21 protein-coding genes and 1 pseudogene are annotated in these 23,523 nt (G+C 59.9%); 15 read left to right on the top strand and 7 right to left on the bottom strand.

Going from position 1 to position 23,523, the window contains the following annotated elements:
- Window positions 1-9: 9 nt before the first annotated feature.
- From cysS to rarD, 5 genes are all read left to right on the top strand, one after another.
- Entirely contained in the window at window positions 10-1,425 is a 1,416-nt protein-coding gene (gene cysS, locus OA90_RS23745) for a cysteine--tRNA ligase (protein ID WP_068418638.1), read from the top strand.
- Between the two features lie 87 nt (window positions 1,426-1,512).
- Window positions 1,513-2,007, top strand: a complete 495-nt coding sequence (locus tag OA90_RS23740) for a GFA family protein (protein ID WP_068418635.1) — start codon at window positions 1,513-1,515, stop codon at window positions 2,005-2,007.
- Window positions 2,004-2,501 (top strand): GFA family protein, encoded by a 498-nt coding sequence (locus OA90_RS23735; RefSeq protein ID WP_068418632.1) that lies wholly within the window; start codon window positions 2,004-2,006, stop codon window positions 2,499-2,501. The genes OA90_RS23740 and OA90_RS23735 overlap by 4 nt, the downstream gene beginning before the upstream one ends.
- Window positions 2,502-2,569: 68 nt before the next feature.
- A complete protein-coding gene (cimA, locus tag OA90_RS23730; RefSeq protein WP_068418628.1) occupies window positions 2,570-4,165 on the top strand; it encodes a citramalate synthase in 1,596 nt (531 codons plus the stop codon).
- A 123-nt stretch (window positions 4,166-4,288) separates the two neighbouring features.
- A complete protein-coding gene (gene rarD, locus OA90_RS23725; RefSeq protein ID WP_068418625.1) occupies window positions 4,289-5,224 on the top strand; it encodes an EamA family transporter RarD in 936 nt (311 codons plus the stop codon).
- 7 nt (window positions 5,225-5,231) lie between these two features.
- Here the strand turns inward: rarD and OA90_RS23720 are convergent, their stop codons facing one another.
- Window positions 5,232-5,849: a TIGR00730 family Rossman fold protein gene (locus OA90_RS23720; protein ID WP_068418622.1), complete on the bottom strand. Its 618-nt coding sequence runs from the start codon at window positions 5,847-5,849 to the stop codon at window positions 5,232-5,234.
- Window positions 5,850-6,062: 213 nt separating this feature from the next.
- Between OA90_RS23720 and OA90_RS23715 the strand changes: the two genes are divergently transcribed.
- The 8 genes from OA90_RS23715 (at window position 6,063) to OA90_RS23680 (ending at window position 14,690) form a co-directional block, all read left to right on the top strand.
- Complete coding sequence (locus OA90_RS23715; protein WP_068418619.1) at window positions 6,063-7,598, top strand: LysM peptidoglycan-binding domain-containing protein; 1,536 nt, start codon at window positions 6,063-6,065, stop codon at window positions 7,596-7,598.
- A 243-nt stretch (window positions 7,599-7,841) separates the two neighbouring features.
- Window positions 7,842-8,234: a metalloregulator ArsR/SmtB family transcription factor gene (locus OA90_RS23710; RefSeq protein ID WP_068418615.1), complete on the top strand. Its 393-nt coding sequence runs from the start codon at window positions 7,842-7,844 to the stop codon at window positions 8,232-8,234.
- A 121-nt stretch (window positions 8,235-8,355) separates the two neighbouring features.
- On the top strand, window positions 8,356-10,230 hold the full coding sequence (locus tag OA90_RS23705; protein WP_279625831.1) for an ABC transporter ATP-binding protein/permease: 1,875 nt from the start codon (window positions 8,356-8,358) through the stop codon (window positions 10,228-10,230).
- 311 nt (window positions 10,231-10,541) lie between these two features.
- Window positions 10,542-11,492: a LysR family transcriptional regulator gene (locus OA90_RS23700; RefSeq protein ID WP_068418609.1), complete on the top strand. Its 951-nt coding sequence runs from the start codon at window positions 10,542-10,544 to the stop codon at window positions 11,490-11,492.
- A 120-nt stretch (window positions 11,493-11,612) separates the two neighbouring features.
- The gene (locus tag OA90_RS23695) at window positions 11,613-12,317 is read left to right on the top strand and encodes a phosphatidylserine decarboxylase (protein WP_068418605.1); all 705 of its coding nucleotides are present in this window, start codon (window positions 11,613-11,615) and stop codon (window positions 12,315-12,317) included.
- Between the two features lie 12 nt (window positions 12,318-12,329).
- Window positions 12,330-13,202, top strand: coding sequence for a phosphatidylcholine/phosphatidylserine synthase (locus OA90_RS23690; RefSeq protein ID WP_244274703.1), 873 nt, complete (start codon window positions 12,330-12,332; stop codon window positions 13,200-13,202).
- A gap of 97 nt (window positions 13,203-13,299) precedes the next feature.
- Window positions 13,300-14,049: an SDR family oxidoreductase gene (locus OA90_RS23685; RefSeq protein ID WP_068418599.1), complete on the top strand. Its 750-nt coding sequence runs from the start codon at window positions 13,300-13,302 to the stop codon at window positions 14,047-14,049.
- A gap of 113 nt (window positions 14,050-14,162) precedes the next feature.
- Window positions 14,163-14,690 carry an N-acetyltransferase gene (locus OA90_RS23680; protein ID WP_068418596.1) on the top strand — a complete coding sequence of 176 codons (528 nt, stop codon included), beginning with the start codon at window positions 14,163-14,165 and terminating at the stop codon, window positions 14,688-14,690.
- Window positions 14,691-14,705: 15 nt separating this feature from the next.
- Here OA90_RS23680 and OA90_RS23675 read toward each other — a convergent pair whose 3' ends face one another.
- From OA90_RS23675 to OA90_RS23660, 4 genes are all read right to left on the bottom strand, one after another.
- Complete coding sequence (locus OA90_RS23675) at window positions 14,706-15,656, bottom strand: bifunctional helix-turn-helix transcriptional regulator/GNAT family N-acetyltransferase (RefSeq protein WP_068418591.1); 951 nt, start codon at window positions 15,654-15,656, stop codon at window positions 14,706-14,708.
- A 314-nt stretch (window positions 15,657-15,970) separates the two neighbouring features.
- On the bottom strand, window positions 15,971-19,537 hold the full coding sequence (locus OA90_RS29625) for an efflux RND transporter permease subunit (RefSeq protein WP_068418588.1): 3,567 nt from the start codon (window positions 19,535-19,537) through the stop codon (window positions 15,971-15,973).
- Complete coding sequence (locus OA90_RS23665) at window positions 19,534-20,637, bottom strand: efflux RND transporter periplasmic adaptor subunit (RefSeq protein WP_068418585.1); 1,104 nt, start codon at window positions 20,635-20,637, stop codon at window positions 19,534-19,536. Before OA90_RS23665 ends, OA90_RS29625 begins: the two co-directional genes overlap by 4 nt.
- 26 nt (window positions 20,638-20,663) lie before the next feature.
- On the bottom strand, window positions 20,664-21,221 hold the full coding sequence (locus tag OA90_RS23660) for a PadR family transcriptional regulator (protein WP_068418582.1): 558 nt from the start codon (window positions 21,219-21,221) through the stop codon (window positions 20,664-20,666).
- 310 nt (window positions 21,222-21,531) lie between these two features.
- Here OA90_RS23660 and OA90_RS23655 point away from each other — a divergent pair, with 310 nt between their 5' ends.
- Complete coding sequence (locus OA90_RS23655; RefSeq protein WP_068418748.1) at window positions 21,532-21,894, top strand: hypothetical protein; 363 nt, start codon at window positions 21,532-21,534, stop codon at window positions 21,892-21,894.
- Between the two features lie 3 nt (window positions 21,895-21,897).
- Here the strand turns inward: OA90_RS23655 and OA90_RS23650 are convergent, their stop codons facing one another.
- A complete protein-coding gene (locus OA90_RS23650) occupies window positions 21,898-22,047 on the bottom strand; it encodes a hypothetical protein (RefSeq protein WP_156510613.1) in 150 nt (49 codons plus the stop codon).
- Between the two features lie 175 nt (window positions 22,048-22,222).
- Between OA90_RS23650 and puuE the strand changes: the two genes are divergently transcribed.
- Window positions 22,223-23,134 (top strand): allantoinase PuuE, encoded by a 912-nt coding sequence (gene puuE, locus OA90_RS23645; protein ID WP_068418575.1) that lies wholly within the window; start codon window positions 22,223-22,225, stop codon window positions 23,132-23,134.
- A 119-nt stretch (window positions 23,135-23,253) separates the two neighbouring features.
- Here puuE and OA90_RS29100 read toward each other — a convergent pair.
- Window positions 23,254-23,523, bottom strand: a pseudogene (locus OA90_RS29100) (IS4 family transposase); the annotation flags it as partial.

The following is a 23,523-nucleotide window of genomic DNA, read 5'->3' as shown; positions in this document are numbered from 1 at the left end:
CCGTTTGACATGAGCGCCGCCGAGACCGGGCAATCCGGCACCTTCAAGGGTTTGAAGCTCACCAACACATTGACGCGCCACAAGGAAGACTTCCGGGCGATCGATGATGACAACGTGCGTCTTTATGTCTGCGGGCCGACCGTTTACGATTTCGCCCATATCGGCAATGCCCGGCCTGTGATCGTCTTCGACGTTCTGTTCCGCCTGTTGCGGCATCTCTACGGCGGGGATCATGTCACCTATGTGCGCAACATCACCGACGTCGACGACAAGATCAACGCACGGGCGCTTAGGGACTTTCCGGATCTGCCGCTGAACGAGGCCATCGCCAGGGTCACGAAGAGAACCGCAGACCAGTTCCACAAGGACATCGGCGCGCTGGGTGTTCTGGAGCCGAGTTTCGAACCGCGTGCGACCGGCCATATCGGCGGCATGATCGAGATGATCGCGGTGTTGATCGGAAAAGGTCACGCCTATGAAGCGGGCGGGGAGGTGCTCTTCGATACGGCGTCCATGCCGGACTATGGCGGTCTTTCCAGACGCAAGCTGGACGAACAGTTGGCGGGTGCCCGTATCGCCGTCGATGAACACAAGAAAAATCCCGGCGATTTTGTCCTCTGGAAACAATCCTCCGGTGATGAGCCTGGCTGGGAGAGCCCCTGGGGCCGCGGGCGCCCGGGCTGGCATATCGAGTGCTCCGTCATGAGCGAATATCACCTCGGAAAGGTGTTCGACATCCACGGCGGCGGGCTGGATCTGATTTTCCCGCATCATGAAAACGAAATCGCCCAGTCGCGCTGCGCTCATGGTACGCAGACGATGGCCAACTACTGGCTTCACAACGGCTTTCTGCAGGTCGAAGGCAGCAAGATGTCCAAGTCGGAGGGCAACTTCTTCACCATTCAGGAACTGCTGGAAACGGAAAGTTTCGGCGGACGCACGTGGCCAGGCGAAGTTCTGCGGCTTGCCATGCTGATGACAAACTACCGCGAGCCGATAGACTTCTCTGTGCGCAAGCTGGAGGAAGCGGAAAACCTTCTGGCCAAATGGCCGGACCCGGTGCCGTCGCAGGCCGAGCCCGCGCCGGAAATCGTCGCGGCCCTGTGCGATGACCTGAATACCACGGCGGCCATTCAATCCCTGCATGCGCTGGCCGGCGAAGCGGCGAAGGACCCGGATAAACTGGCAGTCTATTCCGCTTCAACTGCCTTGCTCGGCCTCACGCCGGTCAAGGCCGACCTTTCAGGCATCGACACGGCTGCGGTTGAAGCATCCGTCGCGGCCCGCCTGACAGAGCTCAAGGACAACAACTGGGCGGAAGCAGACAGGATACGGGATGAGCTGACGTCTCAGGGAATTCTCCTAAAGGATTCAAAAGACTCAGAAACCGGTGAACGTCTGACCTCCTGGGAGGTCAAGAGGTGAGGGCCGTTCTGGCGCACACGCTGCAGGCCCCCCTCGGTCCCCAGCGGGGACATCTCGCTTGTACGCCTGCGGCAAGGAAAATTTCTGATGGCGAGTGAAGCAATGGATCTTTCCGGTGGCTGCCAATGCGGTGCCGTGCGCTACCGGGTGACGGGGGAGGTCGGCTACCCGCATCTGTGTCATTGCCGCATGTGCCAGAAGGCGTCGGGAAATTTCTTTCTGCCACTGATCGGAGCGGCGAAAGAAGATTTTCAATGGACCCGCGGAGAACCCTCCTGGTTCCATTCCTCAAAACCGGTCCGGCGCGGGTTTTGCGGGAATTGCGGCACGCCGCTCGCCTTCGAGACGGTCGGAGACGACTATATCGCCTTCACCCATGGCAGCCTTGACGAGGTTGCGGCCGTGATCCCGGTCGAACAGTCCGGGGTCGAGGGGCGGGTGCCGTTCTATGCCGAATTGTTCACCCTGAGCGAAACGCACTCCAATCGGGACGATCTGCCGGGCGGCATCGGCGATGTGGCGGCAACGAACCGGCAACATCCCGACCATGAAACGGAAAACTGGAGCTGCGAAGCGACATGAGTGACGTTCACACAGGCGGGTGCCAATGCGGTGCTGTCCGGTTCCGGGTTTCGGGAACTCTCGGCAAGGCATCGATCTGCCATTGCCGCATGTGCCAGAAGGCATTCGGCGGCTTTTACGCGCCCCTGGTCAGTGTAGCCAGGGAGACAGACCTTGTCTGGACGCGGGCCGAGCCGAAGCGGTTTCAGAGCTCCAATGTGGTTGCTCGCGGCTTCTGCCCGGAGTGCGGTACGCCGCTGACCTATGAAGCGCCGGATGGAATTGCGCTCGCGATTGGGGCTTTTGACGAGCCGAACGCCATCGCGCCCGTCATCCAGTATGGTGTGGAAGGCAAGCTTCCCTATACCGACCACATGGCAGACATCTCGGCGCGCACGACCGAAGACGATTTCGAGGCGCTGGCCTTTCTGGCTTCAATCGTCTCGAACCAGCATCCCGATCACGACACGGACACCTGGACGCCGGTTCAGCCCGGCGAAACGGACAACGGATAACAAGACAAAAAGGACCGGTCGCATTGCGCTTTTGCGCTGATGCTGCGCGGCCCGGGCAGGAAACGTCAATGACCAAGGAACGTCTCTATCTATTCGACACGACGCTGCGCGACGGCGCGCAGACCAGTGGCGTGGATTTTTCGGTCAATGAAAAGATCGTCGTCGCCGAGCTGCTGGAGCGGTTGGGGGTCGATTATGTCGAGGGCGGATACCCTGGCGCCAATCCGACCGATACAGAGTTTTTCAGCCGGAAACGGACGGAAAATGCAATCTTTACAGCCTTCGGCATGACCAAGCGGGCCGGGCGTTCGGCAGCCAACGACCCCGGTCTGCAGGAGATCCTGTCCAGCAGCTCGGACGCCTGCTGTTTCGTGGCCAAGGCGTGGGATTATCACGTCCGCGTCGCGCTGGGTTGCAGCAACGAGGAAAATCTGGACTCCATCGCGGACACGGTTGCCGCCACGGTTGCCGCCGGCAAGGAGGCGATGATCGATTGCGAGCATTTCTTCGACGGTTACAAGGCCAATCCGGACTATGCGCTCGACTGCGTGCGCGCCGCCTATCAGGCAGGCGCCCGCTGGGTCGTCCTGTGCGATACCAATGGCGGCACCTTGCCGGACGAGATCTTCGACATCGTCACAAAGGTTCAGGACGTCGTTCCCGGCTCGCATCTCGGCATTCACACCCATGACGACACCGGTCACGCGGTCGCCAACTCGCTGGCGGCTGTCGACGCCGGTGTCCGGCAGATCCAGGGGACCCTGAACGGTCTCGGCGAACGTTGCGGCAACGCCAACCTGATCACGCTGATTCCGACCCTCAAGCTGAAGTCCTCCTTCGCGGACCGCTTCGAGATCGGTGTCAGTGACGACCAGCTCAGGGAAATCACCGCGATCTCGCATGCGTTCGATGAAGTCCTGAACCGGTCTCCCGCCAGACAGGCACCCTATGTCGGCGAAACCGCCTTTACCACCAAGGCCGGAATTCATGCCTCCGCGATCCTGAAGGATCCTCAGACCTATGAGCATGTCACACCGGGAAGCGTCGGCAATCAGCGCCGCGTGCTCGTCTCCGATCAGGCGGGCAAGAGCAATCTGATCGGTGAACTCAACCGGGTGGGCATCGAGGTTGAAAAGTCAGATCCGCGCCTGGACCGGCTTTTGGCGAAGGTCAAGGAACGCGAGACGGAAGGCTATGCCTATGAGGCCGCCGATGCCTCGTTCGAATTGCTTGCCCGCAAGGAACTCGGCGATGTACCGCGCTTCTTTGAAGTCAATTCCTTCCGCGTGATGGTGGAGCGCCGGTTCAATGCCATCGGAGATCTGCTCACCGTTTCGGAAGCCGTGGTGAAGGTCGATGTCGACGGCGAGGTCCGCATGTCGGTCGCTGAAGGCAACGGCCCTGTCAACGCGCTCGACATGGCCTTGCGCAAGGACCTCGGCAAATACCAGTCTGCCATAGAAGGTCTGGAACTGATCGACTACAAGGTGCGTATCCTCAATGGCGGCACCGGCGCGGTAACGCGCGTGCTGATCGAAAGCCACGACACGAAAACCCATCGCCGGTGGTTCACTATCGGGGTTTCCTCCAACATCGTCGATGCGTCCTTCCAGGCGCTGGTGGACTCCATCACTTTTGCGCTTCTGAAAGCGAACGCCAGCTGATACGGGTCAGCCGGAAACAGTTTCATATCGGCCGCCGCGAGACAGCACGCCCGACTGACATCCGGTCAGCCACGCCGCGTTCGAAATCGGATGACGGCGGGTTTATCCAGAAAGGGACATTTCATGCCGCAGACGGTGTCCGACACCGACGCGCAGGCCGATTTGCGTCAGGGTCTCCTGTTCGGCCTCGCAGCTTATGGCATGTGGGGCTTCTTTCCGGCCTACTACAAGCTGACGGAGACGGTGCCGGCCGATATCGTCGTCTCTCACCGTATCCTGTGGTCGGTGCTGTTCGTCGGGCTGTATCTTTACCTGCGCGGCCGCTGGCCGGAAGTGCGCGGGGTCTTTCGAGAGCCGAAGGTGCTTATGGCCCTGAGTGCATCCGCCACCCTTATCGCGGTGAATTGGCTGGTGTTCGTCTGGGCGATCTCCAACAACCAGGTTCTCGACATTTCGCTCGGATATTTCATCAATCCGCTGGTGAGCATTCTGGTGGGGCTTGTGGTTCTGCACGAAAAACTGTCTCGCGGGCAGGCCGTCGCGATTTCGATCGCGGTGCTGGCTGTGCTCCTGCAGGCTGTGCTGGCGGGCGGGTTGCCGTGGGTGTCGCTTGTCCTGGCGTTTTCCTTCGCCGGGTACGGCTACATCCGGAAAGTTACACCCGTCAAGGCAACGCCCGGCCTGTTCGTCGAAACACTGCTGCTGTTTCCCCTGGCGGCATTTTATATTCTGTTGAACCTGAGCTGGGGCGTGGACGCGCTCATTCTCAACGATCTGCCGGTTCTGGCGGCGCTCGCGGGAACAGGCATTGTCACGGCTCTGCCGCTGATCTTCTTTTCCTCGGCCGCCCGCCGGGTGCCGCTCTTCATGCTTGGGCTGATGCAGTATCTCGCACCGTCCATCCATTTCCTGATGGCTGTCTATGTCTGGGGGGAGCCGCTGGATCAAACCGGGCTGATCGGCTTCGTCATGATCTGGGCCGCACTGGTGGTTTTCACCTGGGACAGCTGGCGGCGTTACCGCAAAAGCCGGTCCGTCACCAATAAACAAGCAGCGTGAGGAGCCGCTAGAGTTCCGACACGGAGAGCATTTCTTCGGAAACCTCCCGGGGAGCGCCTGAGAGAGACCGGCGCAGCATTGGCAGGATATCGTCCAACTGATTGGCAACCAGATAGGGTACTTCGGTTTCAGGCCGGATATAGCCCTGCGCCCGCATGTGATCGAGAAGTTCCAGCAGCGGTGACCAGAAACCGTTGATATTGGCCAGCGCGACCGGCTTGCGATGCTGGCCGAGCTGTGCCCAGGTCATCATTTCAACAGCTTCCTCAAGCGTGCCGATGCCGCCGGGCAAGGCGATAAAGGCGTCCGACTTCTGAAACATCAGATGCTTGCGCTCGTGCATGTCCTTGGTGACGATCAGGTCGTCTAGGGATTCCAGCATGACTTCCCGCTTTTCCAGGAAGTGTGGAATGATGCCCGTGACGTCTCCGCCCGATTCCAGCGCTGCATTGGCGACCGTCCCCATCAGGCCAACAGATCCGCCGCCATACACCAGGCGCAGACCTGATTCGGCTATGAGTTGACCCAGCCGGGTTGCCGCCGCCTCATGTGAGGGATCCGAGCCGAAGCTGGATCCGCAATATACACACACGCTTTTGAGCTGACTTTGAGTGACCGTATTCATGACTAAAAGATGTGGCATCGTGACGGGTGAGACGTCAAGCCTTCTGTTCGAAGGTCCTTGGCTCTCAAGCAGGATTTCTTGCCGCGCCTGTAAAAGGCGGCTATGCATGAAACCTGATGGAATTATGCGACGGCGCAACCGCCGCTCCGCACTGAAGGGGACAGTTTCAGAAAGGCTTCGGAGAATCCTTCCGCCTTTCTGATGGGATGAGCAATGAACAAGCAGACACTGATCTGGAGTTTGATCGTAGCGGTGCCCGCCGCCGCAGCGGCGGTGACAGGCTATATCTATCACGAGACCGGCCGGTTGCCGTTCCAGACGCCCGCCGAGACCGCTTCCACGCAAGCCGTGACCGACAACAAGCCGCAGGATCAGGCGGCTGCCTCGGATGCTCAGCCCCTCGACGAACAGAGTGGCCAGTCAGCGGTGGCAGACCCCCAGGGTCAGGCCGTTGAGACGGCTTCCGCGACAGTGCCGAGCTTTGACGTGGTCGGTGTCGAACCCACGGGCGAAACGGTCGTTGCCGGTCGCTCCGAGGCCGGTGCGATAGTTGCGCTGACCGCCAATGGCATAGTCGTCGGCAAGAGCATCGCCAACGAAGCGGGAGAGTGGACCATCATTCTCGACGAACCGCTGAAACCGGGCGATTACGACGTCGGTCTGGAAATCCATGACGAGAAGGGCCAGGCCATCGCGCAATCCGAACAGCGTGTCGCGGTGTCCTTTGCAGAAGGCGGCAACCAACAGCCGCTCGTTGTCCTGAACTCGCCGGAAGGGCCGTCCGACATTCTTCAAATTCCCGATGCAGCGCAGGATGTTGCACAGACAGAAGGGGCTCCCGCAGCAAGCGAAGAGCAGGTGGCCGAAGTCACGGCGAAACCGGACGCGGCGGAAATCGGCGCATCTGAAACAGTCGTCGCGTCCGCCGAACCGGCCGCGGCGGAGAACAAACCCGCTCTCCCGGGTCAAGAGAGTACCGCGGTGGCAACTCCCGAACCGGTATCGGATGACGACGGCCCGGGAACGGATGTTGCCGTGGCAACGGCGTCCGATGAACCGGCTGCCGGGACGGCGGAACAGGAAACGGTTGCCGAGGCATCTCAGGAGAACCCCGCCGCCTCGAAGAGCTCCCTTGAGACCGCCGAAAGCCAAACCTCCCAGCCGCCCGCTGCAACCGCAGACAGCGGATCGGCCGGTGTTGGGGCTCCGACTGTCACGGTTGAGGCGGTCGAGTCGGAAACCGACAAGGTTTACATCGCCGGCACCGGCGAACCCGGATCCTCGGTCCGGGTCTATGTCGGCGATGATTTTCAGGGTGAAGCCAAGATCGATTCCACTGGAAAATGGCTGGTGCAGGGAACCAAGAACGTTGCCGAAGGTAATGTGGAAGTCCGTGCCGATCTGATCGGAGACGACGGTAATTCGGTGGACGCCCGCGCGGCTGTGACCTTTGAAAAAGAACAGGACCAGCAGATCGTTCTCACCAAGGTCGTCGCGACCGGCGTCAGCGGCGGCAGCGGTGACCAGAAGGCTGACGTGCGCAAATCGCTGCCGGTGGTCATCATCCGCAAGGGCGACAACCTCTGGCGGATTTCCCGTCGTCTTTATGGCGACGGTTTTCGCTACTCCACAATCTATCAGGCCAACCAGGATCAGATCCGCAATCCTGATCTTATCTATCCAGGACAGGTTTTCCTGACACCGGAAGGGGATCTGAACTGGCCAAAGGCACCAGCCGACAACGGCTGAGTTCAGTTCGGGCTTTTCAAGCAAAAAAGGACAGGAAACCGCACCCGGCTTTCTGTCCTTTTTGATCTCCCCCCCTTGTCTTGGGGATAATCCATCGCATATCACCGATAAGATCTATCGGGTTTCCTGCGCGCGGCTCACCGGACGCGGGCAGCCCGGTTCAACCTTGAAACCCGGCATGCCGGCTGTCGCTCGCCATTGCGTCAAAGCGGCTGACGCGGATTTCTTCCAGGGAGCTGAAAAATGAGCGGGGCGGGATCGCCGTCGGACACGAAAGGCGCAACACCGAGGGAGGAAATGTCGAGTTGCGAGGATCTCGCCGCCATTTTCCGCGCTCTGGGACACCCTGCGCGTCTTGCGATTGTCAGGCAGCTTGCCAGGCAGAACGATGCCTGTTGCGGGGAAATCGTGAGCCATCTTCCGCTCGCCCAATCGACAGTTTCCCAGCATCTGCAAGTGCTCAAGGAAGCTGGTCTTCTGTCCTGCGATACCCGTGGACGCAATTGCCACTATCTCTTGAATCGGGAGAAGCTGCGTCAGGCTGAACAGAGTTCAAACGATTTCTGGTCCCGCCTCAATTCCTTTGAAACGTCCGGTCTTCAATCAGACGAACCGTCTGTTCCCACCACAAAATAGAGAGTTACAGGCTGCCTCGGCAGCCCGGAGATTTTATTTGACAGATCCATCAGCCACCTCGCCGCGAGAGCCATCTGACGCGGCATCAGGCAGCCAGCCGAAACAGGCCCGGGTCAAGGCAGTGAACGCCGATGAAGGCAGCACACTGACGACGCTTGCCAACCTGTGGCCCTACATCTGGCCCTCCCAGCGTCCGGACCTGAAGAACCGCGTCCTGATGGCAATCTTTGCGCTGGTCATCGCAAAATTCGTCACGGTGCTCTCACCCTATTTCTTCGCCTGGGCAACCGATGCGCTGACAGGGGAGGGCACGCCCAACCTGCCGGCTTTCCTCGTCGCGCCGGTCATGCTTGTTCTGGCCTATAATGCCGCCCGCATTCTGGCTGTCGCCTTCAACCAGCTTCGCGATGCGCTGTTTGCCCGGGTCGGGCAGCACGCCGTGCGCCAGCTCGCATACCTGACTTTCCGCCATCTGCACGAACTGTCGCTTCGTTTTCATCTTGCCCGACGAACCGGTGGGCTCAGCCGGGTCATCGAGCGCGGCGTCAAGGGTATTGAATCCATTGTCCGCTTCACAATTCTGAACGGCATCCCCACCGTTCTGGAATTCGCGCTGATGGCCGGGGTGATCTGGTATCAGTTCGGATTTTTCTACGTCACCATCGTGGCTGTGATGATCGTTGCTTATGTCTGGTTCACGATCAAATGCTCCAACTGGCGCATCGAAATCCGGCGTGAGATGAATGACAGCGACACGGACGCCAACTCTAAGGCCATCGATAGCCTGTTGAATTTCGAGACCGTCAAGTATTTCGGCAATGAGAAGATGGAAGCGCAGCGCTTCGATGAAACCATGGCGAACTACGAGAGCGCGGCAACCAAAACCTGGACATCGCTCGCGTGGCTCAACTTCGGTCAGTCGGTGATTCTCGGCTTAGGCATGGCCGCCTGCATGGCGTTGTCCGCCCAGGCGGTTCTGTCGGGCGAACAGGATATCGGCGATTTCGTCCTCATCAATGCGCTGCTGATGCAGATCTCCATTCCCCTGCATTTCATCGGCTTCCTTTACCGGGAGATCCGGCAAGGGCTCGCGGATATGGAAGCCATGTTCGATCTGCTGCTGGTTCCCACGGAAATCTGCGACAAGCCGGACGCCGTTCCTCTCAAGGCGGTCGAGGGCACGATCACCTTCAAGGACGTCCGCTTTCACTACGATCCTGACAGGCCTATCCTCAAGGGGATCGACTTTGAGGTGCCGGCCGGAAGGACAATCGCGATTGTCGGCCCTTCCGGAGCAGGCAAGTCGACGATTTCCCGGCTGCTGTTCCGCTTTTATGACGTGACCGGAGGAGCGGTGGAGATCGACGGGCAGGACTTGCGCGATGTCACCCAGGAAAGCGTGCGCCACGCCATCGGCATGGTGCCGCAGGACACGGTGCTCTTCAACGACACCATCGCCTACAACATCCGCTACGGCCGTCCGGACGCGAGTGAAGAGGAGGTCCGGGACGCGGCGCGTATGGCGCAAATCCACGATTTCATCGAAAAACTGCCGAAGGGCTATGCATCGGAAGTCGGCGAACGCGGCCTGAAACTCTCCGGCGGCGAGAAACAGCGCGTGGCCATTGCCCGTACGATCCTCAAATCGCCGCCGATCCTGATCCTCGATGAGGCGACATCCGCGCTCGATACCCACACTGAACGGGAAATCCAGTCCGCGCTGGACGAGGTTTCACAGAACCGTACGACCCTGGTCATCGCCCACCGGCTGTCGACGGTGGTCAACGCGGATCAGATCATCGTCCTGGAAGCCGGCCGGATCGCCGAGCGCGGAACCCATACGGAACTGCTGGACGGCGGCGGGCTCTATACCTCCATGTGGGCGCGTCAGCGTGAGGCGGACGAAGCCGAGGAGCGGCTGCGGGCGGCACGGGAAAACGACGAACTTGGCATCGTCACGCGTGGTCAGACAGCGGACTACGTGCCGGAAAACTGAGACTGCGGGGTCTGTAGGGCGGCTACGCCGCCCGGTCTTTTCGGGGCATCTGGTCGTTGGCGCATGTATTGCCCCCGAAAGAGGCAGGGCAGCCTGAATCGTGCGCGGGCCGCGGACGGAACAGAATTCCGGACACTGCCCGGACCAATGCTCTCAGTTCGGCATGCCTGGCGCTTCGGGCGCGGGCCTCGTATTCGTCTCCTGTGTGCATCATCAGCTTGGTTCTCCGTGTCGGTGCGGAGTTTATCGCATGTTGCGTTTCCTCGAAGAATTGGGCTAATTTGAAAGACATCTTTCGAAAGTTTCGGATAATGCGCCTTGATGACCTGAAATTCTTCAAACGTGTCGCGGAACTCGGCAGCCTGTCCGCCGCCGGGCGTGAAATCGGCCTGTCGGCTTCCGCTGCCAGCAGCCGGCTCACCACGCTGGAAAAGAACCTGGGAGCCCAGCTTGTTTCCAGGACCACCCGGCGTACACGGCTGACGGAAGCTGGCGAAGTGTTCCTGCGTCATGCCAGTTCCGCCGTGCGCGAAATGGACCAGGCCCAGGCACTGATCGATGCAGCTGAGGACACGCCCCGCGGCACTCTGCGGATATCGTCCAATGTCTTCTTCGGCCGCAAGCACATCCTGCCTCACCTTGCTGAATACCGGGAGCTCTATCCGGATCTCCATCTTCAGGTCGACATGACGGACCGGATGGTCGATCTTCTGGAGGCGGGATACGACCTGGGTATTCGCGGCGGCCCGATGCCCGATTCCAGCCTTATCGCCCGCAAGCTCGGCGGCAACCGGCGCGTTTTATGCGCCAGCCCAGACTATCTTGCCCGCAAGGGGACGCCGCAGACACTGGACGACCTGCGCACCCACGATTGCATCGGCTTCGATTCCATGCCCGTGTGGTACTTCAACGGCCCGGATGGCGAGATTGCCTATCAGGCCGAATCCCCGGTGATCTCGGGAGACAATGGCGATTTCGCCTATGATGCGGCGATTTACGGTCTCGGATTGACGGTCAAGTCTCTGGCGCATGTCTGGGAGGACCTGCGCGACGGCCGGTTGGTGGAACTGCTGGAGGATTATCCGATTACCCGTACCGGCAACATCTATGCCGCCTATCCGCCGACCAGGTTCATTCCACCCAAGATCACCACCTTCGTCGACTTCCTGATCTCGAAATTCGGCCGTCCGGCTTACTGGGAAACCGACTACCGGAAGGCCGCCACCGGCACATCCGGGCAAAGTGCTTTGAAAAGCGCTTGAAATTCCGCAATGCCTGTTCTCTTCCGCTCCAAAAGCCTCTAGAAGCGAGGGGAGAAAAAAAGACGCAACTGGTGCATTTGACGAGCTGAAACGCGCCTGTTCTGAAAGCGGAAAGTGACAATGTCGATTGTAGATTCAGTCTCCAAGGCCATGGTCCCGATTCACCGGGAGGGCTGGCCCTTTATCGCGATCGCGCTCGTCGCGACGCTGGTCATCGGCTGGTTCATCGACCCCCTGTTCTGGATAGGGCTCATTTTCACTGGCTGGATTTGTTACTTTTTCCGCGACCCCAAGCGGGTGACCCCCGTTGGCGAGAGTCTGGTGATTTCCCCGGCCGACGGGGTTGTCAGCCATGTGGGCCTTACGAGGCCGCCGGCAGAGCTGGAGCTCGGCAACGAACCGCTTATGCGGGTTTCGATCTTCATGAATGTGTTCAACTGCCATGTGAACCGTGCGCCGTTCGGAGGCAGGATCACCCGTGTGGCCTATCGCGCCGGCAAGTTTCTCAATGCCGATCTCGACAAGGCGAGCGAGGACAACGAGCGTAACGGTCTGGTGATCGAGGCAGGCGATACGCAGATTGGGGTGGTTCAGATCGCCGGTCTGGTCGCCCGGCGGATTGTCTGTTTCGTGCGCGAAGGGGAATCTATCTCGACAGGGGACCGTTTCGGCCTGATCCGGTTCGGCTCCAGGCTGGATGTCTACTTCCCGGTGGGGACTGTGCCGAAGGTGGCCTTCGGCCAGACCATGATTGCCGGTGAGACGGTCCTTGCCGATCTGGCGCAGCCGCAAGCTCCCTCGCAGCCTCTGACCCGTGTCAGCTGAGGAGCGGGCATTGTGACTGAGTCTCCCGAACCCAAGGTGGCGCAACCACGGCGGCAACCGAGATTCCGCCGCGTGCCCATGCGGTTGATCATCCCGAACCTGGTCACGTTGCTGGCCCTGTGTTCCGGCCTGACGGCTGTGCGCATGGCGTATGAAGGGTTCTGGGACTTCGCCGTCGGTGCGATCCTCCTTGCGGCGGTTCTCGATGGTGTGGACGGTCGGGTTGCGCGGTACATGAAAGGGACGTCCCGTTTCGGTGCGGAGCTGGATTCGCTCGCCGATTTCGTCAATTTCGGCGTCACTCCGGCGCTGATGCTGTATCTGTGGATCCTGAAGGACGCCGGTTCGCTCGGCTGGATTGCGGCACTGATTTTCGCTATTTCCGCAGCTCTCCGCCTTGCCCGCTTCAATGTGGCACTTGAAGATCCACAAAAACCGGCCTGGGCACATAATTTCTTTACAGGTGTGCCCGCACCGGCGGGAGCTTTGACGGTGCTGTTGCCGCTCTACCTCGACTTTCTCGGGCTGTTTCCACACTGGTTCGCCGACGAAGCCTTTGTAGCGTTCTATACGATCGCCATCGCCTTCCTGCTGATCAGCCGTCTGCCGACCTATTCCGGCAAGTCGTTCGGCACCCGTGTGCGGAGGGACTTCGTCTTGCCGCTGTTTGTTTTCGCCGTATTGGTCGTGGCGCTTGTCGTCAGCTACCCGTTCCGGATGCTGGCCGGAGGGTCGGTGCTGTATCTGCTGAGCATTCCGTTCTCCTGGCGGGCGCACCGCAACCTGGTTCTTGCCGATGCCTCCATGGTCCTGGATGACGATGGCGACGAATGCGACACCGATCTCGACAATCTCGGAGACCGGGACAAGGATCACGGCGGGTAGCTCGATGTTCAGGATGCCCGGGCGCTCGCGTTTCGGGTTTCCAGGCACCGGGTTGCCGTTCATTTAAAGGCCCTCGAAATCTTGAGGAGCCAAATACATGTTAACCGGAAAAACTGTTCTGATCACGGGCGCCAGCAGCGGCATCGGTGCAGCCGCAGCGCGGCTGTTTGCCGGCAAAGGCGCCAACCTCGTACTTGCGGCCCGACGCCAGAACAAGCTGGAAGAGGTGAGGGAGGCGTTGCCGGAGGCGGCCGGACGGATTTGCGTTTTCGCAGGCGATGTCGCGGACCCGGATTTCTCGGAAAACTCCGTCAGGGCCGCCGAAGAGGCCTTTGGCGGCCTGGATGCGGCCTTCAACAACGCCGGGATGCTGGGCGACATGGGCCCTGTTCCGCAAATGACCCTGGACTCCTGGAACGAGGTCGTCACGACAAATCTCACCAGCGCCTTTCTGGCGGCAAAGTATCAGATTCCCGCAATGAAAGCCCGCGGAGCCGGATCGATCGTCTTCACTTCCTCCTTTGTCGGTCACACCATCGGTCTGCCGGGGATGGCCGCCTATGCGGCGGCGAAGGCCGGCCTGATCGGTCTGACCCAGGTACTTGCAGTGGAACACGGAACAGACAACATCCGCGTGAACGCCTTGTTGCCGGGGGGGACCAAAACGGAGATGGCTGGCGACGACCCTGCGTTTCATGACTATGTCGCGGGACTGCACGTGCTCAAGCGGATGGCGGAGCCTGATGAAATTGCGCGGGCCGCCGAGTTTCTGCTCTCCGACGCAGCCTCCTTTGTCACAGGATCGGCTATGGTGTGCGACGGTGGCAACTCTATCTGCAAAGGATGAAACGCGACCGGTGGGCGGGGGGGGAATCCCGCCTCCCGCCCGGAGACGGATATCCGCTTGCCCTGGCAACCGGGCCCGGCAATACAAGGCAGACGCCCTGAGGAGCTTCAGTCGTGACCGAAGAAACAGACCTGCGCCCGAGCACGGAAGCCGACATTCAATCTATCGAAACTCTCTACAGGTCGGCGTTTCCGGAGGAGGATCTGGTTCCACTGGTCCGTCAGTTGCTGCGGGCGCGGGACGGTGTCCTGTCGCTGGTGGCGGTTTCGGGCGATGATATTGTCGGTCATGTGATCTACACCAGATGTACCGTCGAACCGGGCGGTCACACGCTCGCATTGCTTGGACCGCTTTGCAGCGCGCGCTCCGTCCGCAAGCAGGGCATCGGCAGCCGTCTGGTCCGGGCCGGGTTGGAGCATCTGGCAGCCTGGCAGACGGTGCAGGTGCTTGTTCTGGGCGATCCGGAATACTACGGGCGCTTCGGTTTCATGCCCCGGTGCCCGATTGCGCCCCCTTATGAAATCCCTGAAGACTGGGCCGCGGCGTGGCAATTTCTGAATCTGGACGGGAGTAAAGTTCCCGGGACCGGCCGGTTGGTCGTACCGCCGCCATGGCAGGAACGCACGCTTTGGATAGATTAGGATAAGCGAAGTTTGTCAGGGGCGCTTAAGGACAAACATCTGCTCACTGACGTGCTTGCCCCATTGGTCACCGACATATTCTTCGGCAAGCACGAAACCGTGTTTCTCGTACAGGCCGCGGGCGGCATCGAGACCCTTCAGGGTCCAGAGATGGACCTCATCGAACCCGAGGCTGTCGCAATGGGTCAGAGCTTTCAGGAGGAGGGCCTTGCCCAGCCCCTTGCCGCGCAGGCGCTCGGACAGGATGAACCAGCGCAGATGGGCGATGTTGCCGGCAAGGTCTTCACCATCAATGGTAATCGACCCGATGATCTGCCCGTCCTCGACAACGCTCCAGCTGTTGTTCGCCGGATTGCCGACACGCGGCATGAACTCGGCCATGGCTTGTGAGACAAGGCTTTCAAAGGCTGGTCCCATGCCGACGATCGGTCCGTGGGTGCGGGCATGCATCGCCGCGATGTCACCGATCATGCCGGTCTGATAGCCTTCCACGATTTCAAGGGAGGGTGGCAATGCGTCCGTTGCCTCTTCCGGCGATGGCAGTGCATCGGCATAGGCGGAGAGGCTTTCTGCCACGGTTTCCGCGGTCATCCCCCTTACCCTTGAAAGAGCGCCGCGTGCCAGCCGCTCACCAAACTGATCGACTGTCCGGAAGGTCTTCTTGCCTTCCGCCGTCAGGTTCAAACCGAAGGCCCGGCGATCTGTCTCCGACCGGGTCAATTCAATCTCGTCCCGCTTTTCGAGAGTTTTCAGCAGCCGGCTGATGGTGGATTTTTCCAGTTTCAGCCTGGCCGCGAGCTCTTTGGCCGTGATGCCAGGATGAAGTCCGATTTCCATGATGGCGTGAACGCCCGAACCGGAAAGGTTGGTTCCGGCGATAGTCTTGTCGAGAAAGCCGAATTCCCGGACCAGCTTCCGGGAAGCGGCACGGACGTCCTTCACAAGGGCGGGAGAGGCTGTGGTCATTTTTAAAACCCATATAGTTGTATTGCGCAACTATATGGGTGGTCGGATCTTTTTTCAAGTGCGGGGCTTCCGCAGGACTGAAAACCATTCGTTCAGTTCGCATGCAAACAGCCGCGCGCTGTCCCGGACGCAGAGCGGATCGGGGATTGGAAAGGCGATGTCTGCCGGTAGAAAAGATCACTCGAACAAAAAGGACTTGTGGCGCCGGTCCCGGTTCACGCGTCGCGTCACCGTGAGGACTACGGTGAGAACACAGCTTTTCAACAAAAAGGGCCGCCGGATGCCGGCGGCCCTCCTGTGTTCTTTTGGGGGCTTCACTCCGCTGCGTGCGGCAGGTCCTCTTGCGGGGGAAGCTTGGGGGAGGCCGGTTTCGGCAGCGTGACCACCGTCGCGGCAACCCTGTCATTGTTCTCCTCCAGCGTATCGACATGTGCTCCGCCTGTCGCCGGCAGCATCGTGTAGCCCAGCTTGCGCTGGAAGAAGGCGATGATGGTCGCGAACAGATTGGACCACACACTCGGCGCTGCGATCATCACGGGGATCATCAGAAGCGTCAGCAGGGTCGAGAAGGCGAGGCCGGAGATGACCGCCGTCGCCAATTGCACCCACCACACCGCTGTAATGCCGCCATAGGCGATCACCTGGTTGAAGAAGTCGAAGTTGACCATGGTCGCCATCGGGATGAGACCCGCGATGGTGGTGATCGTGGTCAGCAGGATCGGCCGGATTCGCTGGGCGGATGTTTTCAGGATCGCGTCCAGCGGTGGCAGCCCGTCTTCAATGAACCGGTTGTAGGTGTCGATCAGAACGATGGCGTTGTTCACCACGATCCCCGCCAGCGCGACCACCCCGGTCCCGGTCATGATGATCGAGAAGGGCTGGTTGGTGACAAGCATCCCCAGCAGCACACCGAAGACCGACAGGATCACCGTCGAGAGAGTCAGGAAGGTCTGATAGAACGAGTTGAATTGGGTCAGCAGAATCAGGAACATCAGGAACAGCGAGGCCACCATCGCCTTCATCAGGAACTCGCCCGATTCCTGCTGGTCCTCGTCCGCGCCGCGGAACTTCAGATAAACGTTGTCCGGCCATTGCTGACCGTCCAGCCACGTCTGGAAGGCCGCGACCTGTTCTGTCGGGTTCGATCCGGATTCCGGGTTGACGGTGGCTTTCACCATCATCGAATAGAGCCCGTCCCGGCGAACGATTTCCGAGACCTTCGGCGCCGGTACGCGGCTGACGAAATTCGCCATAGGCACCAGGCCGAGACTGGTCTGCAGGCGCAACTGGTCGAAGCGGCCGATACTGCGTTCGTCTTCCGGCAGCCGGACGCGGATATCGACCTCATCCTCGCTGTCGCCCGGACGGTAGGTCCCGATCAGGACACCGTTGGTGACAAGCTGGACCATGTTGCCGACAGAGGCGATATGGGCCTGGTAACGGCCGGCCTGTTCCCGGTCGATGGAAATCTGCCATTCGATGCCGGGCAGGGGACGGTCGTCCTCCTGGTCCATCAGGACGTCCTCGCCATTGATGTGGTCCCGGATCCTGGCAACCGCCGCGACCATGTCGTCATAGTCGGTCGATTTGACTTCAAGCTGGATATCCTTGCCGGTCGGCGGACCACCTTCGATCTTGCGGGTTTCAACCTTGATGCCGGGGATATCCGCGGTCTGGGTGCGGATGTCGGCGAAGATTTCCTTCGCCACACGCCGGCAGCAGAAATCGGCAAGCTCGATGTTGATTTCACCCATGACGTCGGCAGGCTTGTCCTGGACGTCACCGACGGCCGGGCCGCCGGAAGAGCCTCCCGGAGGGAACGCATTGGTGATGACGTTCTCAATGCCGGGTATCGTCATGATCCGGTCTTCCACCTGGACGACCAGATCGCGCGCCTCGCCCGCCGACATGTTGCCCCGTCCCGAAACCAGCACCACGGCCTGTTCCGGTTCTTCGTCGATGAAGAACTGAACACCGGTGGGATTGGCCACGAAGGCGCCGATGATTGCGGTGCAACTGACAAGCAGCAGAAGAAGCGCGGCTATGTTGCCGACGGGATTGCCGGCAAAAAGCTTCAGAACCCGGACATAGATGCCGGTGAACCCGCGGACATTCTTGACGTCGAAGGCTTCCGACCCAGAGAGCTTGGCTGCTTCAATTCTGTCCAGTTCGGCGCGTTTGGCCGCGCGGGCCTGCGACCAGAGAACGAACGGACGCAGGATGCGGTAGGAGAAATAGCCGATCAGGACAAAGGCCAGAACGCCAAGCACGATTTTCAGGGGCAGGATCAGGCCCGCTGAAACGAACCCGGACAGGACGAGTGGCACGAACGGGCCTGAGATCACCGCGAGAGCGAAGAGCAATGCAATGGTCAGGGCCAGCAGCGCAGTGGCATGGCGGCTCATCCAGTGCGATACCTGGGCCAGTATGCCGCCGGTCACCGGCAGGAACACCATCGCTGTGAACAGCGACGCGGTCAGGACGATGATCACCATGATCGGCAGATAGCTCATGAACTCGCCGGCGACACCCGGCCACAACAGCATTGGCAGGAAGGCCACCAGTGTCGTCGCGGTCGAGGACACGATCGGCCAGAACATCAGCTTCGCGGCCCGGATATAGGCCTCCCGGTCCTCCATGCCTTCCTGGATCTTCCGGTCGGCATATTCGGTCATCACGATCGCGCCATCGACGAGCAGGCCAACCGTCAGCACGAGGCCGAACATGACCATGTTGTTGACCGTCTGGCCGATGCCGCCGAGGATGAGGAAGCCGACCATGAAGGAGGTCGGGATCGCCAGGCCGACAAGCAGCGCGGATCGCAATCCGAGCGCCGCCAGAACCAGGACCATCACCAGGAAGATCGCGGTGAGGATCGAGGACTGCAGCGAGCCGAGCACTTCGAAGATGTTGTTCGACTGGTCGAGCATCAGGTCGACACGGATCGTCTCCGGCCAGTCCTCCGATGCCTTTTCGACGACTTCCCGCACGGCAGTGTTGTTCTCGATGATGTTCGTGCCGATGCGCTTGACGACCTGAAGGGAGATCGCGGGATTGCCGTTGACGCGCGTATAGGCGTTCGCATCCTTGAAAGTACGGCGGATTTCGGCAACATCTGCCAGGGTGACGACACCTTCGCCACTCTGTTTCAAGGGCAGGGTGTAAACATCTTCGGCGGTTTCGACGAGACCGGGAACCTTGACGTTGAACCGGCCCTTGCCGCCATCGATGAAACCGGCCGGAACCAGCTGGTTGTTGAGCTGCAGCGTATTGAGCAGTTCCTGCTGGGTGATCGAATAGGATTCCAGCTTCTGGGTATCTATCAGAACTTCCAGCAGCTCTTCCCGGTGGCCGGTGAGATCGGCCGACCGCACGGAATCGATCGCCTCGACTTCATCCTTGAGCCTGCGGGCATGCTGATAGAGCGTGCGCTCGGGAACATTTCCCGAAAGGGCGATGATCATTGTCGGCGCCAGCGCGAAGTTCATCTCGGTGATCGTCGGCTCTTCGGCTTCCTCCGGCAGGTTGCTTTTCGCCTGATCGACCTTGTCGCGTACGTCCGCCAGCGCCTCGTCCTTGTTGAACGAGATGTCGAATTCAAGGACGATGCCCGCGTGGCTTTCCGACGCGATCGCGGTGATTTCCTTCAGGCCGTCCAGACCGCGCAACTCCGTTTCCATCGGCCGTACCAGCAGACGCTCGGAATCCTCCGGCGAGATGCCCTGCTGGGTGACGGAGATGTAGAAGATCGGCAGGTCGATATCCGGACTTGCTTCCTTCGGAATGGAAATATAGGTCGCGGTGCCGGCGATGATCAGCGCCAGCATCATAACGAAAACAGTCTTTGGGCGGCGAAGAACGCCTTCGAGCAAGTCTATCATTTGCTGACCTCTGCGGTCTGAAGAACCGGTTCCACAATCTGTCCGTCCGAGACGTATTCCTGCCCAACGGTGATGGCGGTCACTTTGTCCGGCAGTCCGCCGATCCACATGCCGTCCTGGTCGCCGCCCAATACCTTGACTGGATAAAAGATGGTTTTGTTGTTTTCGTCCACGCCGCGAATTCCAACTTGTCCCGCATCGTTGAGCGTCAGAATTGCGGGTGAGATCAGATGTGCCTTTTCAGCCGGCAGCGTCAGCATTGTGACGGCGGTGACTCCGTCCCGGGCCCTGCCGTCAGCGTTCGGCAATTCAATCTCGATGCGAAACGTCTTTGTGTCGGGATTGGCCGATGGCGAGATGTAGCGCACCTTGCCATCGAGCGATTCTCCGGTCACCAGTTTGACCGTCGCCGGCATGCCTTCGGAGACGTGGCTGATTTCCAGTTCGGATACCTGCCCGATGGCGATCATTGGATCGGAATTGATCACGGTCGCGCAGATATCGCCTGTTTCGAGGTGCGCTCCGACTTCCGCCATCGGGCTTTCGATAACGCCGTCGATCGGGGATATTATCACGGTGCGCTGGAGTTCGAGCTCAGCCTCCTTGAGGCGGGCCCGGGCAGCGTCGCGCTGAGCGACGACGGCGGCAACACGATTTTCGGCGGTGAAGCCTTTGCTGTTCAACTGCGTGGCGGCATCGTGATCGAGTTTCGCCTGGGCAAGCACGGCCTTGGCTTCCAGAACGCTTGCCTCGCGGGTTCCCCGGTCAAGGACACATAGAATATCGCCCGCAGACACACGGCTGCCCTCACGGGCCGGGCGCTCGATCACGGTGTCGGTGGTCACTGTCCGCACGGCGACCTTCGCCTCGGCTTCCGTTCGTCCGCGAACTTCCAGAACTGCCTGACGGTCTTGTGCGATCAGTTCCTGAACCTGAACACGGAAAGGGGCGCTGGTTGCCTGGCTGACGCGCATAGCCGGTGTCGGCGCCGCATTTTCGCCTTCGCCCACTCCGCCGATTACCACTGTGCCGGTGTACATCCAAAAACCGATGCCTGCCGCAAGTCCGGTCGCCAGGATGTAGGATAATTTCACACGCATTATGTCTTGTCTCCGAAACTTCAGGCTTACTCCGCAGCTGCCGCAAGTGGCTTGGCCGCGTCTTCAGCAATTTTGATAAGGGCCTCACCATGTTCTTCCAGGTGGGCGAGAGTGAAATTCATGCAGGCAATGCCGTAGTTCCGTGTCCATCCGGAGCCGGGGTGCGGGCAGGCCGTGTCCTCGTGTGTGTCCGTCAACAGGCGCAATTCCTCCTGCACCTGGGCTTTGCGGCGCTCCAGCGCGCGACGGACGACATCCGGCGGAAGCTGCGCCGCATTCAGGGCGATAAGCAGAAACGGCGATTTGAAGGTGTCCCGTGCCTGGGGCTCGCAAAGTGAGCTTGTGAACTCCGCTCGCCCGGCCTCGGTGATCGAGTAGACTTTCCGCGCGGGTTTGCCGGCCTGGGGTTCCTCGCGCACGGTCACCAGCCCTTCCGATTCAAGGCGTGCCAGGGCCGGGTAGATCGACCCGAAACTTGCGTCTTCGAAATAGCTGAACCGCCCTTCCGTGGACTCCTTGCGGATTTCATATCCGGTGGCATCCCCGAAAGACAGGATCGCAAGACATAAGCTGCGTACGCTCATTGACTTCTCCGCGACCGGGAGCTTGCTCCCGGATTGACGGTCTTCCCCAATTGAGGGAATGGCAGGGACGGTGACGATTGGCAGGCATGTCAAAAGTCACATATACCGGACCGATATATCGGACAAATATATGTCTTCATCGCTTCATTCAAGAGTGCGCCGCACAATTTTTGCATGTTTGGAAAATAAAATCCGTCGGCCCAAACCGATTTGAGCCTGATCGCTGCTTTTGACAGCTTGTTGAAGGTGCAAGGCGGGCGTTAGGGTGAAGATACTTCTTTACGCAATTGCAGCATCGGGAGTGAGCTGGATGAACAGGATTGGCAGGAATGCAGGCCGGCTGAAATTGCCACGCGATCCTCTGTTCAGGTTATTGGCGATCAACGGTATCGCCGGTGTTGCTGTCGCCGGACTGGTTCTGAGCGGCATATTTTGGTCGAACATCGGCAATTTGCGCGTGCTGGTGCTCAATTCCGAAGACCCGGTTCTGCCTGTCGTCATGTTGGCGGTTGCGCTGGTAATTACGCTCGGATCCGTCGTCATCGGATCAGCCATCATGCTGCTTGGCGAAAGCGACACAGGGGGCGCACCACCGCTGAGATACGGGCGGATGCCTGTGAAAAGCGATCTCAAGACACTGCCTGTCGTCGCGGGTGGCCGCCGCGGCCGATAAAACTTAGTCCGCCAGCGTCCTGTAGACGACATTCGCTTTCGCGCCGTTCGTCTGGCGCGGGTCGAAATCGGCGAACAGCGTCATGGCGGCAGCCGCGAGAAGAAGCAGCAGTCCTGCAGATGAGAGCTTCATCTCTTCGGGCCTTTCGGTCATGACGTTCTCCTTGTTTGCCAGGCGATTCATAGCGTTGCAGCTTCTAAAGTCCCGGTAACAGCTCCTGTAAAATTTTACTTACCGGCATTTTTGCCAAGGAGGATTGTCTGCATGCTTGCACGGCTTGACCGGATGCGCTCTTTTGTCGGCAGCGAAAGACTGCCTGGAGTGAAAAATGAGCGATTCTTATCCGCGCGACATGATCGGATACGGCCGGACACCACCGGATCCGCAATGGCCCGGGGGAGCGAAAATCGCGGTTCAGTTCGTGCTGAACTACGAAGAAGGCGGCGAAAACAACATCCTGCACGGTGACCCTGGGTCCGAAGCGTTCCTCTCGGAAATCGTCGGGGCGCAACCATGGCCCGGCAAGCGTCACTGGAACATGGAATCGATCTACGAATACGGCTCGCGGGCCGGTTTCTGGCGGGTCTGGCGCATGTTCACCCAGCGCTCCCTGCCGGTCACGGTCTATGGGGTGGCGACTGCGCTGAAGCGCAATCCCGATGTGGTTGAGGCCATGAAGGAAGCCGACTGGGAAATCGCCTCCCATGGGTTGAAATGGATCGAATACGCCGATATGGCCGAGGAGGAGGAGCGCCGCCAGCTACTGGAAGCGATCCGCCTCCATGAAGAGGTGACCGGAGCCAGGCCACTTGGCTGGTACACCGGCCGATGTTCCATGCAGACCCGCGATCTGGTCATGGAGGAGGGCGGTTTTCTCTATGATTCCGACAGCTACGCGGATGATTTGCCATACTGGGTGGATGGCCCGAACGGCGATCATCTCGTGATTCCCTATACGCTCGATAGCAACGACATGCGTTTTGCCGCCATCCAGGGGTTCAATTCCGGGGACCAGTTCTTCACCTATCTCAAGGATTCCTTCGACACCCTCTACGCCGAAGGGGTGGACGGCGCGCCGAAGATGCTGAATGTCGGCCTGCATTGCCGTCTGATAGGGCGACCGGGCCGTGCGGCCGCACTTGCCCGTTTCCTCGATTATGTCATGGGACATGAGGACGTGTGGGTCGCGCGGCGGATCGACATCGCCTGGCACTGGCATGCACACCACGGCCGAAGCTGACCCGATCACTCTCGCTTCGCTCGTCCGCGACGAGGCAGGAGCAACCGCCCGTTCTGCCACGGTTCCCGGAAGAACATTTCTTCCTCGTCATGCCATGGTCAAGCCCACTGCTGTCCGGTTTAAATTGGATTAAGGTTTAGGGTCATCTGCCTTGTGTCTGTTTCCGGTGGTGGTTTGTGAGTGTTTAGTGCGTTGATTGTGCGTCGATGCATGAGGTTGAGGCGAACAAGGCGTGCGAAGGCGAGTGGTTGCTTGACTGCGGTCTGGGTCGCCTGAGCGGCTCTCAGCAGGATATAGGCGATCAAGGCGATGAAGATCTGGATGCGTACGGCATTCTCGGACGTTCCGAGGAAATGCCGGATCTTCAGGTTCTGCTTGATCCACTTGAA

This window comes from Labrenzia sp. OB1 (assembly GCF_001624695.1).
Taxonomy (GTDB): domain Bacteria; phylum Pseudomonadota; class Alphaproteobacteria; order Rhizobiales; family Stappiaceae; genus Roseibium.
The sequence above is the reverse complement of the archived record's forward strand: the minus strand, read 5'-3'. Positions and strand labels throughout refer to the sequence as shown.

Coding starts and splice junctions, on each gene's coding strand:
- OA90_RS29625 (WP_068418588.1), bottom strand. CDS start 19,537: ATGATAGACTTGCTCGAAGGCGTTCTTCGCCGCCCAAAGACTGTTTTC.
- OA90_RS23715 (WP_068418619.1), top strand. CDS start 6,063: ATGAACAAGCAGACACTGATCTGGAGTTTGATCGTAGCGGTGCCCGCC.
- OA90_RS23675 (WP_068418591.1), bottom strand. CDS start 15,656: ATGACCACAGCCTCTCCCGCCCTTGTGAAGGACGTCCGTGCCGCTTCC.
- OA90_RS23655 (WP_068418748.1), top strand. CDS start 21,532: ATGAACAGGATTGGCAGGAATGCAGGCCGGCTGAAATTGCCACGCGAT.
- cimA (WP_068418628.1), top strand. CDS start 2,570: ATGACCAAGGAACGTCTCTATCTATTCGACACGACGCTGCGCGACGGC.
- OA90_RS23685 (WP_068418599.1), top strand. CDS start 13,300: ATGTTAACCGGAAAAACTGTTCTGATCACGGGCGCCAGCAGCGGCATC.
- cysS (WP_068418638.1), top strand. CDS start 10: ATGAGCGCCGCCGAGACCGGGCAATCCGGCACCTTCAAGGGTTTGAAG.
- puuE (WP_068418575.1), top strand. CDS start 22,223: ATGAGCGATTCTTATCCGCGCGACATGATCGGATACGGCCGGACACCA.
- OA90_RS23665 (WP_068418585.1), bottom strand. CDS start 20,637: ATGCGTGTGAAATTATCCTACATCCTGGCGACCGGACTTGCGGCAGGC.
- OA90_RS23700 (WP_068418609.1), top strand. CDS start 10,542: ATGCGCCTTGATGACCTGAAATTCTTCAAACGTGTCGCGGAACTCGGC.
- OA90_RS23695 (WP_068418605.1), top strand. CDS start 11,613: ATGTCGATTGTAGATTCAGTCTCCAAGGCCATGGTCCCGATTCACCGG.
- OA90_RS23650 (WP_156510613.1), bottom strand. CDS start 22,047: ATGACCGAAAGGCCCGAAGAGATGAAGCTCTCATCTGCAGGACTGCTG.
- OA90_RS23660 (WP_068418582.1), bottom strand. CDS start 21,221: ATGAGCGTACGCAGCTTATGTCTTGCGATCCTGTCTTTCGGGGATGCC.
- OA90_RS23710 (WP_068418615.1), top strand. CDS start 7,842: ATGAGCGGGGCGGGATCGCCGTCGGACACGAAAGGCGCAACACCGAGG.
- OA90_RS23720 (WP_068418622.1), bottom strand. CDS start 5,849: ATGAATACGGTCACTCAAAGTCAGCTCAAAAGCGTGTGTGTATATTGC.
- OA90_RS23735 (WP_068418632.1), top strand. CDS start 2,004: ATGAGTGACGTTCACACAGGCGGGTGCCAATGCGGTGCTGTCCGGTTC.
- OA90_RS23740 (WP_068418635.1), top strand. CDS start 1,513: ATGGCGAGTGAAGCAATGGATCTTTCCGGTGGCTGCCAATGCGGTGCC.
- rarD (WP_068418625.1), top strand. CDS start 4,289: ATGCCGCAGACGGTGTCCGACACCGACGCGCAGGCCGATTTGCGTCAG.